Origin of the sequence: Paenibacillus brevis, assembly GCF_018919145.1 — a bacterium.
Lineage (GTDB): Bacteria > Bacillota > Bacilli > Paenibacillales > Paenibacillaceae > Fontibacillus > Fontibacillus brevis.
Genome location: NZ_JAHLQJ010000029.1, coordinates 1 through 15,487, shown reverse-complemented (window position 1 = coordinate 15,487; position 15,487 = coordinate 1). Strand labels below are relative to the sequence as shown.

The 15,487-nt window shown below is 50.7% G+C and carries 13 protein-coding genes; all 13 read left to right on the top strand.

The window, feature by feature from the left end; all coding sequences use genetic code 11:
• Positions 1-93 precede the first annotated feature (93 nt).
• The 13 genes from KQJ23_RS22020 (at position 94) to KQJ23_RS21960 (ending at position 15,194) form a co-directional block, all read left to right on the top strand.
• Complete coding sequence (locus KQJ23_RS22020; RefSeq protein WP_346779444.1) at positions 94-1,047, top strand: ABC transporter permease; 954 nt, start codon at positions 94-96, stop codon at positions 1,045-1,047.
• Between the two features lie 54 nt (positions 1,048-1,101).
• Complete coding sequence (locus KQJ23_RS22015; protein ID WP_216481061.1) at positions 1,102-1,977, top strand: carbohydrate ABC transporter permease; 876 nt, start codon at positions 1,102-1,104, stop codon at positions 1,975-1,977.
• Between the two features lie 60 nt (positions 1,978-2,037).
• Positions 2,038-3,669: an extracellular solute-binding protein gene (locus KQJ23_RS22010; protein WP_216481060.1), complete on the top strand. Its 1,632-nt coding sequence runs from the start codon at positions 2,038-2,040 to the stop codon at positions 3,667-3,669.
• Between the two features lie 47 nt (positions 3,670-3,716).
• The gene (locus tag KQJ23_RS22005; protein ID WP_216481059.1) at positions 3,717-4,730 is read left to right on the top strand and encodes a glycoside hydrolase family 130 protein; all 1,014 of its coding nucleotides are present in this window, start codon (positions 3,717-3,719) and stop codon (positions 4,728-4,730) included.
• A 333-nt stretch (positions 4,731-5,063) separates the two neighbouring features.
• A complete protein-coding gene (speD, locus tag KQJ23_RS22000; RefSeq protein WP_216481058.1) occupies positions 5,064-5,462 on the top strand; it encodes an adenosylmethionine decarboxylase in 399 nt (132 codons plus the stop codon).
• A gap of 224 nt (positions 5,463-5,686) precedes the next feature.
• Positions 5,687-7,075 carry a glutamyl-tRNA reductase gene (gene hemA / locus KQJ23_RS21995; RefSeq protein ID WP_216481057.1) on the top strand — a complete coding sequence of 463 codons (1,389 nt, stop codon included), beginning with the start codon at positions 5,687-5,689 and terminating at the stop codon, positions 7,073-7,075.
• Positions 7,076-7,306: 231 nt separating this feature from the next.
• Positions 7,307-7,963: a precorrin-2 dehydrogenase/sirohydrochlorin ferrochelatase family protein gene (locus KQJ23_RS21990; protein WP_216481056.1), complete on the top strand. Its 657-nt coding sequence runs from the start codon at positions 7,307-7,309 to the stop codon at positions 7,961-7,963.
• Complete coding sequence (gene hemC, locus KQJ23_RS21985; RefSeq protein ID WP_216481055.1) at positions 7,960-8,910, top strand: hydroxymethylbilane synthase; 951 nt, start codon at positions 7,960-7,962, stop codon at positions 8,908-8,910. Before KQJ23_RS21990 ends, hemC begins: the two co-directional genes overlap by 4 nt.
• 6 nt (positions 8,911-8,916) lie before the next feature.
• On the top strand, positions 8,917-10,464 hold the full coding sequence (gene cobA / locus KQJ23_RS21980) for a uroporphyrinogen-III C-methyltransferase (protein WP_216481054.1): 1,548 nt from the start codon (positions 8,917-8,919) through the stop codon (positions 10,462-10,464).
• A gap of 41 nt (positions 10,465-10,505) precedes the next feature.
• Positions 10,506-11,510 (top strand): porphobilinogen synthase, encoded by a 1,005-nt coding sequence (hemB, locus tag KQJ23_RS21975; RefSeq protein ID WP_216481053.1) that lies wholly within the window; start codon positions 10,506-10,508, stop codon positions 11,508-11,510.
• Between the two features lie 20 nt (positions 11,511-11,530).
• A complete protein-coding gene (gene hemL / locus KQJ23_RS21970; RefSeq protein ID WP_216481052.1) occupies positions 11,531-12,832 on the top strand; it encodes a glutamate-1-semialdehyde 2,1-aminomutase in 1,302 nt (433 codons plus the stop codon).
• Positions 12,829-13,740 carry an RluA family pseudouridine synthase gene (locus tag KQJ23_RS21965; protein WP_346779443.1) on the top strand — a complete coding sequence of 304 codons (912 nt, stop codon included), beginning with the start codon at positions 12,829-12,831 and terminating at the stop codon, positions 13,738-13,740. The genes hemL and KQJ23_RS21965 overlap by 4 nt, the downstream gene beginning before the upstream one ends.
• 116 nt (positions 13,741-13,856) lie before the next feature.
• On the top strand, positions 13,857-15,194 hold the full coding sequence (locus KQJ23_RS21960) for a LysM peptidoglycan-binding domain-containing protein (protein WP_216481051.1): 1,338 nt from the start codon (positions 13,857-13,859) through the stop codon (positions 15,192-15,194).
• Positions 15,195-15,487: the final 293 nt, after the last annotated feature.

Here is a 15,487-nt window from a genome sequence, read left to right as displayed (position 1 = left end):
GGAAGCAACTGGCCTATAGTCGATGTATGGGTGGTACCACATCATAAGCAAATTTGTTATTGATTATCAATTAAGGATTGAAGGAGGTTGCACGTGGCAGACTCAACTGGCGGTGTACTGGAATTACACAATCATGGTCAGCGCCGACGTGAGGCCAAGCGGAGATTTAGAGAAAACCTACCGTTGCTCTCATTATTTGTGCCTGTATTGCTGTTCTACTTGATCTTTAAGTATGTACCGATGTTCGGCGCAATTATGGCGTTCAAAAACTACAACTTTACAGATGGAATTCTTCATAGTCCGTGGATCGGGTGGGGCAATTTCGAGATCCTGTTCAGCAACCCGCAGACGCTTAACATTATTCGCAATACACTGGTGCTTAGCGTATTGAATATTGTCGTCGGCTTCCCGATCCCGATCTTGCTCGCTATTCTGCTCAATGAAGTGCGCAGACAATGGTTCAAAAAATGGGTACAGACGCTCGTTTATCTCCCGCATTTCTTCTCATGGGTTATCGTTGGCGGGATCGTAGTGACGATGTTTGCCGAGCAAAATGGGATTATCAATGCCATTCTGGAGCGGATGACTGGCAAGACCTTTCCATTCCTCTACGACGAGGGATCATGGATTACGATTTTCCTTGGAGCTGGTATCTGGAAGGAAGCCGGATTTAGCACGATTATCTTCCTGGCTGCCATCACGAGCATCGACCCCTCTCTCTACGAGGCGGCGAGCATGGATGGTGCCAGCAAATGGCGGCAGATCATCAATATAACCTTGCCTGGAATCAGTGCCACAATCGTCCTGCTGCTGATCTTGCAGATGGGCAGTGTGATGAGTGTAGGCTTCGATCCTGTGTATGTCCTGCAGAATTCCGGGGTGTACAACGTATCAGAGGTTATCAGTACTTATATCTACAAGGTAGGTATTCAAGGCGGACAGTTCAGCTTAACCTCGGCTATGGGCTTGTTCGAATCCCTCGTGGGCTTTGTGCTGGTGTTCAGCGCCAATCTTGTCGCTCGGAGATTCGGCAACGGCCTGTGGTAGACAAGACCATATGCAATCAGCAGCCGCTGATACAGAGGGAGGAAGAGAGGGACCATGAAAACAACACGAGGTGAAAGATGGTTCTATGCATTTAATTACGTGATACTGACATTGGCTGGACTTAGTTGCTTGCTGCCGCTTATTCATCTGATGGCTGTATCCTTGAGTGATAATCATGCGATCCTGTCCGGGACTGTTACGCTGTGGCCGGTGGGCTGGAGCTTCGAGACTTATCGCTCGCTGTTTGAGGGCACGCGAATCATGGAAGCGTTTACGAACAGTGTTATTCTCACAGTTGTCGGGGTAGGTCTGAGTATGCTCTTTACGGTAATGGCGGCCTATCCGTTATCCAAGCGGCATTTCTATGCACGAAGAACTTTTACGTTGATCATTGTCTTCACCATGCTATTCGGCGGCGGAACGATCCCGACGTTTCTCGTCCTGAAGGCATTGGGGCTGATCAACAGCTATTGGGCATTGTGGCTGACGGGGCTGGTTAGCACGTACAATATGCTGGTCATGCGCACCTTCTTCGAGGGCATACCTGAAGAGGTGATCGAGTCGGCCAAGATAGATGGCTGCGGAGAGTACAGACAACTGCTGCGAATCGTACTGCCATTATCTATGCCGGTCATTGCAACCTTGACGCTATTCTATGCGGTCGGTTATTGGAATTCCTTCTACAGTGTGATGATTTTTATTCACGATACGACCAAATATAACCTTGCAGTGATGGTTCAACAGATGGTGCAGAGCCAGACGATGCTGCAGGAGATGAATAATCTCCAATCGGAGAGTGTACAGCAGATGACCCCGGAATCAATCAAGGCCGCTGCATTGTTCGTGATGCTCATTCCGATGCTGGTCGTATATCCTTTTCTGCAGAAGTATTTCGTTAAGGGTGTCATGATTGGTGCGGTCAAGGGTTAGCTGCAGGAATTGTCTTGCTGTTAGTTGCAGCAAAGCATATTAATAAATGGGGGTTGTAAGATGAAGATGAGGAATAAAAGTGTGTTGCTGATTGCAACGACTATGCTGATCATGCTAGTGCTCGCAGCATGCGGAACAGGGAATAATAAGTCAACTGCAGGAGACAAGTCTGCGAATGGGGACAAATCATCTGCTGATCGCAGTACAATTACCGTTACCTTGTATGATCGTGGTAATGTGCCGCCAGCAGCAGGTACGGTGGACGACAACATCTGGTCCGAATGGATTAATGAACATAGTCCTGTAGGAGTTGATTTCATTCCATTCCCGCGATCAGAGCAGGTACAGAAGCTGAATCTGCTGTTCGCATCGGGAGATGCACCGGATCTGATTCTGGAGTATGACGGCAACTTCCTCAATCAGCTGTATGGGCAGAAGCAGTTGCTGAAGCTTGATGACCTGATTGCTAATCACAGCACCACCTACAAGAAGATGACGGAGGAATTCCCGCAGTTGCTCACTCTCGGACAGATGGATGATGGCGGTACCTATCTGGTCGGTCGAATCCTGGGCATGAAGACTAATGACTACATGCTGATTCGCAAGGATTGGCTAGATAAGCTGAAGCTCGATATGCCGGCCACGACGGAGCAACTCTATGAGGTGGCTAAGGCGTTCCGCGAGCAAGATCCGGATGGGAACGGAGAGAAAGACACATTCGGCATGAACATGGGCGGCAATAATGCGGAATCTGTCATCAATGCAATGTTCAATAATGGGAGCCGTTTTGTACAGGACGGTCAGCTCGTTAATCCAACGGTAGGCGAGCAGGCTAAGGCAGCAGCGGATTTCCAGAAACGCTTGTTTGAAGATGGCATCGTGGATAAGGATTTCCTGACAGATAAGACGGGCGAAGTTGCCAAGCAAAGCTGGGTAAGCGGGAAGCTGGGCATTTATCTGTCCAGCAGCGGGATTGACAATGCCCTGCTGCTGGAAGCATACAAATCCTTGTTGAAGAATGATCCAGGGGCGGTGATTGAAGCCGTTCCGCTGCCAGAAAGCCAGTATGGCGCGTTCAATCCCAAATATAAATCACCGATTCAGATGACTGGCGCTATCAATGCCAATGCCAAGGATCCGGAAGCTGTTATGCAATATATTGACTTCCTGGTAGAGCAAGACACGGTCATGACGCTCAAGAACGGGATTGAGGGTGTTCACTATAACAAGGATGCAGACGGTGTTGCGGTCCCGATAGATGTGGAGAAGAATAAGGCTGAACTTGTGGGCATGCTGGATTTCAATATGCTGAGCTTTATCGGTACATTGCCGGAGAAGGAGCAGGCTGAGGTCAAGCTCAACATGGATATCCCGGAAGAGAAGGCGTTCAGTGAACTGATTGATTCTGCACATGCAGCATTTCTTAATCCGGATCGGCTATACGCTCATCCGATTATCAACTGGCCAGGTTTGCCGTCTGATCTTCAAGTGATATCCAAGAATACGGAAACGATCGGTGATATCTGGAGAAAGTCGATTGTCAGCGGTGATAAATATACGACCGATCAGGCGCTCGCTGATGTGCAGGCGCTATGGAACAGTGCCGGCGGAACCAAGATTGATGAATACTTCAGCAATTGGCTCAAGGAGAAGGCGGACAATGTACTGTATATCAGTGATTTTCAGCAGTAACCTGCTATGCAGGCAGCTTAGTAATGAGGAGAGAAGGAGAGAGACCGATGCAAGCTAATCTTGGCTTTCCAATCCAATCGAGCAAGCACATCTATCGTCATGCGGCTAATCCTGTGCTTGCCCCCAAGGATGTGCCCTACGGGCCGGCGATGGTCTTCAATGCGGGCGTTGCCAAATTTCAGGGCAAGTATGTGATGGTATTCCGAAATGACTATGGCAATGAGCAGGAGGAACAGGTACACCCGAGCCATACCACGAATCTGGGGCTGGCATTCAGTGAGGATGGGGTGGCGTGGACGGTCGCTCCAACCCCATGCTGGAACTGGCATGATGAGGAGGTTCAGCGGGTGTATGATCCGCGGCTTACCGTGATTGAAGGGCGCTGCTATCTTTGTTTTGCGGTAGATACCAAGCATGGAATACGTGGCGGAATTGCCGTTACCGATGATTTCCAATCGTTCGAGGTGCTCAGTCTGTCTGTACCGGATAATCGAAATATGGTGCTGTTTCCGGAGAGGATCGATGGTCAGTATGTACGCCTGGAGCGCCCGTTCACGGTGTATAGCCGAGGTGGTAAGGATCGGTTCGATATGTGGCTGAGCCGCTCGCCGGATCTGCGTTATTGGGGGGACGCAGAGCTGTTATTGGCCGTGGAGCAGGTACCCTATGCGAATGATAAGATCGGACCGGGGGCACCTCCGATCAAGACGGAGCAAGGCTGGCTCACTACATTCCATGCGGTTGACCTGGACCCGGCGCGCGGCAAGAACGGCTGGGAGCCTGCGTGGAAGAAGCGGTACACAGCAGGACTTATGCTGCTGGACCTTGACAATCCCAGCCGCGTACTAGGGATGTACAAATCGCCTCTCCTCGTACCGGAGGCAGACTATGAGGTCGCAGGCGGCTTCCGAAATAATGTCATCTTCCCGGGAGGCATGCTGCTCGAGGATTCCGGTGAGGTGAAGATTTATTACGGTGCTGCTGATACGGTAGAATGTCTGGCTACAGCAGACGTCAACGATCTGATTCGTCTCTGTTTGGAGCCCCGGAGCGGAGTGTAGAAGTGTTTGAACTAGAAACAGCGTGGAGTTGTTGAGATTATAACCGTGTAGAACCTGTTGGCACTAGAGGGCCGCGGGCGCGTTAGTTTATGCTATCGCCCTCGACGCCTCTAGTGCCTGTCGCTGTCCATAATTATTTGACGGGGACAAAAAAGTATTGCATTTGTCCTGGATAGATGTTATTTTTAATCTCGTTGAAAAGAATATAGGAACCAGGATTCACTCAGGACATGTTGATGTTGCGAGAGAGTTTTCCCTCGGGAAGTGAATGACGTAGGTCCTAGCGGATGAAATTAGTTCAAACATTTTATTCCTAGGAAGGGGGAACCGAAGGTGGAATGTTCAACTTTCGGAAGATACGTTGCTGTTGATGCTTGGGGAGTGGACTTTGAGGTATTGAATAATGAGCATTTGCTTGAGGCTTTCTTAGTCGAAGCGGCGGATGTCTGCGGAGCAACTGTACTCTCTATTCAATCGAGAAAGTTTGAGCCGCAAGGCGCTACTGTGTTGGTAATGCTGTCGGAGAGTCACCTCTCGATTCATACGTATCCTGATAAAGGCTTTGCCGCAATTGATTGCTATACCTGCGGTGAGCATGTTGATCCTCAGCAGGCTGTGGAGTATCTGGTAACTGTCTTGCAGCCCGAAAAGAGCTATGCGAGAACATTGGTTCGCGGAATGGGTGAGATGCAAGTTACAACCCCGGCATTGAATCCCGTAGAATTGGTGTAAGTAATCCGGATTTTTGTAAATTGAGAAAAACTTTGCGATAATATAAATTCAACCATGGACAACATCCATGGTTATTTGTTTTGAATGTGGACGTTCATAAAACATTCATAAATTACTCACCTAATCCCAAGGGGAATTCAAAAATGGTGTGATATAATTAACATTGTTTTTGAAAAATTGTTATTGTGAACGCCCAAACTTTCAAGAGGCAGGTGAAACTTGCAATGCACATTGTAGTGGTGGGATTGAATTATCGGACTGCGCCTGTTGAGGTGAGGGAGCGTTTCGCCTTTGCAGATACAGATATGCCACAAGCGCTGGAAGAACTGAAGCGCACCAAGAGTGTATTGGAAGGTGTCATAATCGCTACCTGCAACCGGACTGAAATCTATGTGGTTGTAGACCGGTTGAATATGTGTGGTTATTTTATCCGCGGCTTTATGGAAAAATGGTTTGGTATCCCTCGCGAGGAGTTTACCAAGCACTTATATATATATGAAGATGAACAAGCTATACGTCATTTGTTCCGAGTAACCTGTGGATTGGACTCCATGGTTCTCGGCGAGACCCAGATTCTTGGACAGGTCCGGAATGCCTTTCTGTTGGCGCAACAGGAGAAAGCGACCGGCAAATGGTTCAATATGCTGTTCAAGCAGGCTATAACGCTTAGTAAGCGAGCCCATTCGGAAACGGCCATTGGCGAAAGTGCGGTCTCGGTCAGCTATGCTGCGGTTGAGCTGGGCAAGCGGGTTTTTGGAAGCTTTGAAGGCAAGAGGGTATTGATTCTCGGAGCCGGAAAGATGAGTGAGCTGACAGCGAAGCATTTAAGCGGCGCAGGAGCCGCAGAGCTTCTGGTGGCGAATCGTACCTTCGCCAAAGCCCAGGAGCTTGCCTCCAAGTTTGATGGAACACCTTGCTCGATGCAGGAAGCGATGCTGCGATTGTCAGAGGTGGACATCCTAATCAGTTCCACCGGAGCGGAGGGCTATGTGGTGACATCCGGCCAGGTTGCTGCGGGGATGAAGCATCGTCCTCAGCGTCCTTTATTTATGATCGATATAGCGGTTCCCCGCGATATTGATCCGGCAATTGCTGAACTGAATAATGTATTCTTGTACGATATTGACGATTTGGAAGGAATCGTGGAGAGTAATATGGAAATGCGGAGAGGAGAGGCCGTCAAGATTGAGAATATGATTGAGCATGAGATCTCCGTCTTTGGCAATTGGCTCCACACGCTGGGCATCAAGCCGGTGATTCAAGCCTTGCAGTCCAAGTCATCAGGCATCCATGAAGCAACCCTGGAAAGTCTGTTCAACAAACTTCCGGAGCTTGATGAACGCCAACGAAAGGTAATCCGCCGGCTGACCAAGAGCATTGTGAATCAGATGCTGCATGATCCGGTTAACCGGATCAAGGAGATGGCTGCGGAAGAGAATGGTCCTGAGGCGCTTGATTGGTTTACACAAATTTTTGCGCTGGAGGAACAAATGGAAGCTTTAGGTGAGGAGAACAGCGCAAGTCAGGAATGGACGGCTAAGGAAGCGGATTCTCCGGTACCGAAAGAATCGCCGGCTGTAGCCGAGCCTTCGTTGATTCAAGTTACTGTATAACGTGTAGTATAGTCCTTGGTATGACGAAATCTTTGCTCCTCAGGCTCAGCCTGCGGAGCCGAGGTGTTCATACACGAGGGCTTTTTTTACATGTACGAAAGTGTGTGCTCTAAAAGGATCGAAAGACGGCTTTTTGAACAACCTCTGAAAAGAGTCTGTCAGTGGAAAAATAAGTCTGTGTACAGTATGCTATACACATTGAGGTTGTAAGAGCGTGACAGGGGGGACACTATGCAGACTTATGTTCCTTTGATGATGAATGTGTCAGGAAGAAGCTGTATCATCATCGGGGGCGGACTCGTTGCAGAACGCAAGGTGCTTTCTTTACTGGATGCTGATGCTAAGGTGAGGATTGTAAGCCTCGCAATAAGTGAACGGCTGCAAAGTCTTTTTCTCGAGGGGGCTCTTGAATGGTTTCAGAGAGACTACCGGGAGGGTGACCTAAAAGGGGCCTTTCTGGCATACGCAGCTACAGATAGATCAGAGATTAATGGCGCGGTTGTTGCAGAAGCTAACCGTCGAGGCATTCCGGTGAATCATGCCGGGAATGGGGAGCAGGGCTCCTTCATTACTCCGAGTGTGCTGAGGCGCGGGAAGCTGATCCTGTCCGTGTCCTCTTCGGGAAGCGGGCCGGCTGCAGCAAGCCGCTTATGCCGCGAGATCAACGAAGTCTACGGCGATGACTACGAGCTTTATCTGGATGCGATGGCACTGGCGCGAACGCTGGTAAAGGCTCAGGTCCGAGACAAACATAGAAGGTCCGTCTTGCTTGGAGCGATCAGAGATATGGATATGCTGGCTCAAATCCGACAGGGAACATTTACTCCGCGGAGTGAAGAGGAATGGATGAACTGGATCGAAGCTTATCGGGAGGATGATGAAGCATGAAGCGCACTATTATTGTTGGAACCAGGCAGAGTCAATTGGCTTTAACTCAGACAGGACATGTGATCAAGGCCTTGGAGCAAATTTGTGCAGAGCAGGATCTGCCATATAACTTTGAGATCAAAAAAATCGTTACCAAAGGAGACAAGATTCTGGACGTAACGTTGTCAAAGGTCGGAGGAAAAGGCCTGTTTGTAAAGGAAATTGAACAGGCGATGCTGGACGGAGAGATTGATCTGGCAGTACATAGTATGAAGGATATGCCTGCCGAGCTTCCTGAAGGCTTGATCATCGGCGCGATTCCCAAGCGGGTAGACCCGCGGGATGCGCTTATCTCCCGCAACGGCCTGGAACTGTCGCAGCTTCCTCAAGGAGCCAGAATCGGCACGAGCAGTCTGCGGCGTTCCAGCCAGCTTGCTGCGAATCGGCCTGATTTCGTGCTTGAGCCGCTTAGAGGAAATATCGATTCCAGATTGCGCAAGCTGGAAGACGAGGGGCTCGATGCCATTATTCTTGCGGCTGCGGGTTTGCTAAGAATGGGCTGGGAAGATCGGATCACCTCCTATCTGTCGCCTGAGATTTGTTTGCCTGCCGTGGGGCAAGGCGCCCTGGGCATCGAGTGCCGGGAAAGCGATGAGGATGTGAAGCAATTGCTTTCCTTATACAATGATCCGGATACCGCGGTGACCGTAACGGCCGAGCGCCGTTTCTTAAACGTGCTTGGAGGAAGCTGCCAGGTGCCGATTGGAGCCTTTGCGCAGCTGAATCCGGGATCGGATAAGGAAGCACCCGCAGAAATGGTGTTGACCGGTCTGGTAGGCTCACCTGATGGAAAGGTGATCTTGAAGCAATCGATGGCAGGTAATGATCCATTCCTTCTGGGAGAAGCATTGGCAGGCAAGCTGATTGCCAAAGGTGCAAATACGATATTGGCTTCTACTGGAGAGTGATTATTGTTGAAAGGGAAAGTATATCTTGTAGGGGCGGGTCCAGGGGATGCCCGGCTTATTACGCTCAAGGGTCTGGATTGTCTTGCTAAGGGAGATGTCATCGTCTACGACCGGCTTGCGAACCCCAGTTTGTTAAAAAAGGCAAAGCCCGGTGCGGAGAAGATTTACGTGGGAAAAAGAACCGATCGCCATACGATGAAGCAGGAGGATATCAATCAACTGCTGGTCAAGCTAGCCCTAAGCGGCAAGACGGTTGTAAGACTGAAAGGCGGAGATCCGACGATCTTCGGACGGGTGAGCGAGGAGGCCGAGCTGCTGCGTCAGCACGGGATTTCCTATGAGATCATCCCAGGCATCACGGCAGCTATATCGGTTCCCGCTTATGCGGGTATACCGGTGACCCATCGGGATATGGCCTCATCCGTGTCCATCATAACCGGACATGAAAGCCCGGATAAGCTCGATGAAGCTATTGATTGGGAACGCGTGACCCATGCGACAGGTACCCTGGTGTTTATGATGGGGGTAGCCAAGATTGGTTATATCAGCAGCCAACTCATGACCTACGGAAAGAGCCCGGAGACGCCGGTGGCTCTGATTCGTTGGGGAACACGGGCTGAACAGCAGACGCTTGTCGGAACACTTTCCGATATCGAGCAAAAAGTGCTGGAGGCCGATTTCAAACCGCCGGCCGTTATTGTGGTGGGCGAGGTGGTTCAGCAGCGCGAGCTTCTGAAATGGGCTGAGAATATGCCGCTCTTCGGCAGCCGCATTCTCGTAACTCGTTCCAGATCGCAAGCGAGCGGTCTGGTTAGTCAAATTGAGGAGCTCGGTGGCGAGGCCTATGAGTATCCGGTTATTGACTTTGCCTGGCCTCAAGAGGAGGCTTTGCAGCATACACAAGAAGCGCTGGGACAACTGGATACGTTTGACTGGACGATTTTCACAAGTGTAAATGGGGTTGAATTCTTCTTCCGTCACCTGTTGGAGACAGGGCGCGATATCCGCTCCATGCATAAAGCAAGGATTATTGCGGTCGGTCCGGCTACGAAAGAAGCTTTGCTCCAGCATGGGCTGACCTCGGAGGGGCTTCCGGGAACTTTCCAGGCCGAAGGATTGCTGGAGGCATTCGGACCTGTCCTCAAACCGGGTCAGAAGGTGCTGCTTCCTCGCGGAGATTTGGCCCGCTCCTGGCTTCCGGGTGAACTGAAAAAGCTTGGACTCGAAGTGGTCGAAGCGGTGATGTACGAGACAGTTCCCGCCGGGGAGGACGATGATGAATTACTGCGGCTGCTCGGAAAGGGCGGCATACATGCTGTCACCTTCACAAGCTCCTCTACGGTTACTTATTTCATGAAGGCCCTGAGAAATATGGGAGTGGAAAATCCGGTTCAAGCATTGGACAAGGTTACGGTCGCTTGCATCGGTCCGGTGACGGCCGAGACGGCAAAGACAGCCGGCTTGCATGTCGCTCTGATGGCGGAAGAGGCTACGATTAACAGTCTTGTGCAGAAGCTTGTTGAATGGAAGGCACTTCAAGGCTCGCAACAATGATGACATAATTTGATTTATTTAGTTATATAGGAGGGTAATCCATGAGTTTTCCAATCGTAAGACATCGCCGGCTCCGGCAATCGGCAGGTATTCGTGGAATGGTGCGTGAGACCGTATTAGATGTAAGTGATTTCGTTCAGCCGATTTTTGTGGCGCATGGCAGCGGGATCAAAAGGGAAATCAACTCGATGCCAGGGGTATATCACTTTTCTCTGGATACGCTGGAAGAAGAAGTGAAGGAAATCGTTGATCTGGGCATTCCTGCCGTTCTGTTATTTGGAATTCCGGAGAGCAAGGACAGCGTTGGCTCTTCCGCTTATGACGAGAATGGAATTGTTCAACAAGCTACCCGGAAAATCAAGGAGATCTATCCCGATCTTCTGGTTGTAGCGGATACATGTCTATGCGAGTTTACAGATCACGGCCATTGCGGAATGGTTCATACCTTCGAACGGGATGGCCATGTATGCGGGGATGTTTTGAATGATGAGTCCTTGGAACTGCTAGTTCGCACAGCGGTATCTCAGGCTCAAGCAGGAGCAGATATTATTGCCCCTTCCAATATGATGGACGGTTTTGTACACGCGATCCGTACCGGATTGGACGAAGCGGGATTCAGTCATATTCCGATTATGTCCTATTCGGTAAAATATGCCTCTGCTTTCTATGGTCCTTTCCGGGAAGCAGCCGATTCGGCCCCGCAATTCGGTGACCGCAAGACGTATCAGATGGATCCTGCCAACGTGCGCGAGGCGCTTCGTGAAGCGGAATCGGATGTATTGGAAGGTGCGGATATGCTGATGGTGAAACCGGCCATGGCTTTCCTGGATATTGTCCGACTGCTTAGAGACCAGTTCGACCTGCCTATCGTAGCTTACAATGTGAGCGGTGAGTATTCCATGGTCAAGGCGGCTGCCCAGCAAGGCTGGATATCTGAACGGGCCATCGTGACGGAGATATTGTTAGGAATGAAGCGTGCTGGAGCCGATATTATCATTACCTATTTTGCGAAGGATGCGGCGCGCTGGTTAGGGGAAGGAAAATAAGGGAAACAGGAGCTGAGCTTATGAGCGGAAATTTAGGACGGCATGGTGATGAGCGTTCACGTCAGGCATTTGAGCAGGCAAAAAAGGTTTTGCCGGGGGGAGTCAACAGCCCGGTGCGGGCATTTAAGTCGGTGGGACTGACCCCGATCTATCTGGATCATGGCGCAGGCTCCAGAGTATATGATATTGACGGTAACCAATATATTGATTACGTAGGCTCATGGGGTCCTTTAATTATGGGACATGCCCATCCTGAGGTCGTCTCGGCCTTGCAGGAAACGGCGTCCAAAGGCACAAGCTTCGGTGCGCCAACCCTGCTGGAGACAAAAATGGCTGAATTGGTTGCCGAGCGGGTACCGTCAATTGATATTGTACGGATGGTTAACTCTGGGACGGAAGCAACGATGAGTGCGATCCGGCTGGCTCGAGGTTACACGGGACGAAGCAAAATTATGAAATTTGAAGGCTCTTATCACGGTCATGCGGACAGTCTATTGATCAAGGCGGGTTCAGGCGTCGCGACGCTGGGCCTTCCGGATAGTCCCGGCGTTCCTGAAGGCGTTGCGGCTAATACGATTGCCGTTCCTTATAATGATCTTGCTTCGGTACAGCTTGCCTTTGAGCGTTTTGGTGATGAAATTGCCGGAGTTATCGTTGAACCTATCGCTGGCAATATGGGCGTGGTACCTCCGCTCCCAGGCTTCTTGGAAGGGCTTCGTGAGATTACAAGCCGTTATGGAAGCCTTCTGATCTTTGATGAGGTGATGACCGGGTTCAGAGTACATATTCATTGTGCTCAAGGGCGTTATAGAGTCACTCCTGATTTGACCTGCCTGGGAAAAGTAATCGGGGGCGGACTGCCTGTAGGAGCGTATGGCGGCAAACGGGAAATTATGGAGCAAATTGCACCGACGGGGCCGATCTACCAAGCGGGAACGCTTAGCGGCAACCCGCTTGCGATGACTGCCGGATATACGACATTATCCTTGCTCACGCCGGAGGTCTATAATCGGCTGGAGCGTTTGTCGGCAAGATTGGAAGAGGGCTTCACGGTGAATGCACAAGAAGCAGGTATTCCATGCCGAATTAATCGGGTAGGCTCGATGGTATGTCCATTCTTTACATCGGACGAGGTTGTGAATTATGAAACGGCTAAGAGCAGCGATCTCGAGCTGTTCCGCCGGTATTTTGCAGCGATGATCACAGCGGGCATTAATATTGCTCCTTCTCAGTTTGAAGGGATGTTCGTGTCCGGAGTGCATACCGAAGAGGATATTGAAGCCACGATTGAAGCGCATCGCCGTGCGCTTAGAGCGCTGTGAGCCGTCTGCGCAAACCGGGGATTAGGCGGGGGGAATGGCTGGAGCTGATGCCTGGCAAGCTTCCTGTCCAAGAAGAGGGGGGCCGCATGAGTGCGGCCCTTCTGTGGTTGGAAGAGGAATATGGGTTGAACCGGAAGTGGCTCGCTTCCCTAGAGGCTGCCGGTGGAATCAAGCTTGCGGGCGACCGGCTTCGCATACATGGCTTTCCTCCTAAAGTCTCTCAATATCCTCCTGCCCTTGAACCGGTGGAGGTTCTGTATGAGGATGATTACTGTCTTGTGGTCCACAAGCCGCAGGGAATCAAGGTGCATACGGACGGGGTAAGCCGGGAGCCGGCATTATCCAATCTCGTGTCCGGTCTTTATTCCAGCCGCGGAGAATTGGTTGCTCCCGAACATGTTCACCGCTTGGATGAACACACCTCAGGGCCGGTGCTGTATGCCAAGAATGAGCTGGCACGGCGGCAGCTTGAGACGGCTATGGAGGAAAAAAGAATCGGACGCATCTATGTTGCACTTGTTGATGGAGTTGTCCCGGCTTCACTGAGGCTCATTGATGAGCCGATCGGAAGAGACCGACATCATGCTTCCAGAAGGAGGGTTTCTCCCACAGGGAAGCAGGCAGTCACCCGGGTTGAATTAGTGGAGACACATCCCGCTTCAAGTCTCGTAAGACTCACGCTGGAGACGGGGAGAACCCACCAAATCCGGGTCCATATGAGCTGCATGGGGCATCCGCTGTTGGGAGATGCGTTATATGGCGGAAGCCTGCGATATCTGAAGCATCAGGCTTTACATGGGGAGAGCTTGTCCTTCCCTCATCCGATCACGGGTGAACTGGTCGTTGTATCCGATCCTTGGCCGGCAGCCTGGGAGGGAATTCTCGCCGTGCTGAGATCGGCAGAATAAAAAGGAGTCATGCACTCCCTTTTTAAGCATATAGATAAAATCGAGCGATGATTTGGACCCGTGCACTTTACCGGATACAAAATCATGTTTGGATATGCTGAAGGGAGGGAATCATTTTGGCGGATCAATCCTACGGTCTGAGGTTTGATATTTATGAACGAGTGCACCTGGGAGAGAACGTTGCCGGCATTGAAGAGCTGGAGGAGATGGAGCTGGTTCCTAGAATCCAGGTTATTCCCGGAGAAGACTATGCCTCGCTGCGCGGGCATCTGCTCCTGTCGGGTGTATACAGCGGGGGAGAAGGCACACATCAACTGGAGCATTGGATTCCGGTTGAAATTACGATACCGCTGAGCCGGGTTGGCAAACTGGAGGACATTGCCGTCGAGATCGACAACTTCGATGTCGATCTGCTTAGCGCGAGAAGCTTAAACATAACGGGTGTTCTCTCATTGCACGGGGTAGAGTCTGCGTCATCACGGGATGATAGCGGTGATGAGTGGAAGGAACGCGAATTCACAGCTGCCTACGAGCCTGCCGAAGATCTTAAAGAACAGGCGATTCAAGAATCGTTGACCGAATGGGGCAGCGGATTTCACTTGGGAGAACTGGAGCGCAGCTATACGGAGCATTTTCAGAATTGGGAACAGGAGGCGCAGCAGACACAGCCAAGTCAGGACGAGCAGGCTTCCCCATTATCATGGAATGACGAAGAATCGCCTTTGTTTAGCCGGGCTGATTTTGCGGACAAGAAGGCAGCATCTACTTCAAGCTGGAACGAGCAGGAGACGGATGAGGATGATGATCGGGAGGCTGCGCAAGAAGTCGAGCTGGAATTTCATCCGTTGACTCCAGCTAGTGAGCTGACCGGTGAAAGTTCCCAGGAGCATTCAGATAGGGAGAGGGAACTGCATACGCAACCTGCTTTGTACGATAGCGAGCCGGTGAGCGAGCCTGTGATGGCTTATGTAGAGCCTATTCAAGAGGAAGCTCCTACCCCAATTCATGAGGTGCTTCCTAACGAGGAGCTGGACTTGGAGTCTGAAATAGAAGAGAATGCAGCTCCGGCACAAGAAGAGAAGAAGGAAATGAAAATTGCCCTTGGCAGCAAAAAGCCGGAAAATTCTGCGAATGAAGGACACTTCGGACTGAGTAAGCTGCTGAAGGGGAAACGCCAGACGGCAGAGGAAATACCGAGTGAGCAAGCACAGGCTGAGCTGAACTCTTTGGCTGATGAAGGATTGTCAGAGGAAGAGATAAGATGGAAGAACCTGTTCATCAGAAATGGGGAAGAACAGACGCCTTTCCGCAAAGTGAAGCTGGTTATCGTGCAGCGGGAGGAGACGCTGGACGAGATCGCAGACCGATATCAGCTTAGCTCCCGTGAATTGCAATTATACAACAGACTCTCGGAAAATCACCTTGCCGAAGGACAGGTGCTGTATATTCCGTAGAGTAATGGGGTCGTGCCATAGCGCACGACCTTTTTGCTGGTATGGCGCGGCAGTAATGGCAACAAAGCCAGATCAAGGATTCTGCGTGCCAGGGGCAACGTGTAGAGTGTGCTTACGATCGCTGTTACGTTATATCGTGTAATAGCGCAGCAGTATAAAACAGGCTAACATTTCTGCGTGCCGGGGGTAACGTGTGAAGGTTGCTTTCGATTGCTGTTGTTCGCTGATTTCCTGGATTGAACTAAGCCATCAAAAGGTAGAAATCCACTCACAAAGGCGACCGCTCCGCTTCT

Bases quoted from the DNA above. Each gene is read 5' to 3' on its own strand.
- KQJ23_RS22015 (WP_216481061.1), top strand. From the start codon at position 1,102: ATGAAAACAACACGAGGTGAAAGATGGTTCTATGCATTTAATTACGTG.
- KQJ23_RS22010 (WP_216481060.1), top strand. From the start codon at position 2,038: ATGAAGATGAGGAATAAAAGTGTGTTGCTGATTGCAACGACTATGCTG.
- KQJ23_RS22005 (WP_216481059.1), top strand. From the start codon at position 3,717: ATGCAAGCTAATCTTGGCTTTCCAATCCAATCGAGCAAGCACATCTAT.
- hemA (WP_216481057.1), top strand. From the start codon at position 5,687: ATGCACATTGTAGTGGTGGGATTGAATTATCGGACTGCGCCTGTTGAG.
- KQJ23_RS21990 (WP_216481056.1), top strand. From the start codon at position 7,307: ATGCAGACTTATGTTCCTTTGATGATGAATGTGTCAGGAAGAAGCTGT.
- hemC (WP_216481055.1), top strand. From the start codon at position 7,960: ATGAAGCGCACTATTATTGTTGGAACCAGGCAGAGTCAATTGGCTTTA.
- hemB (WP_216481053.1), top strand. From the start codon at position 10,506: ATGAGTTTTCCAATCGTAAGACATCGCCGGCTCCGGCAATCGGCAGGT.
- hemL (WP_216481052.1), top strand. From the start codon at position 11,531: ATGAGCGGAAATTTAGGACGGCATGGTGATGAGCGTTCACGTCAGGCA.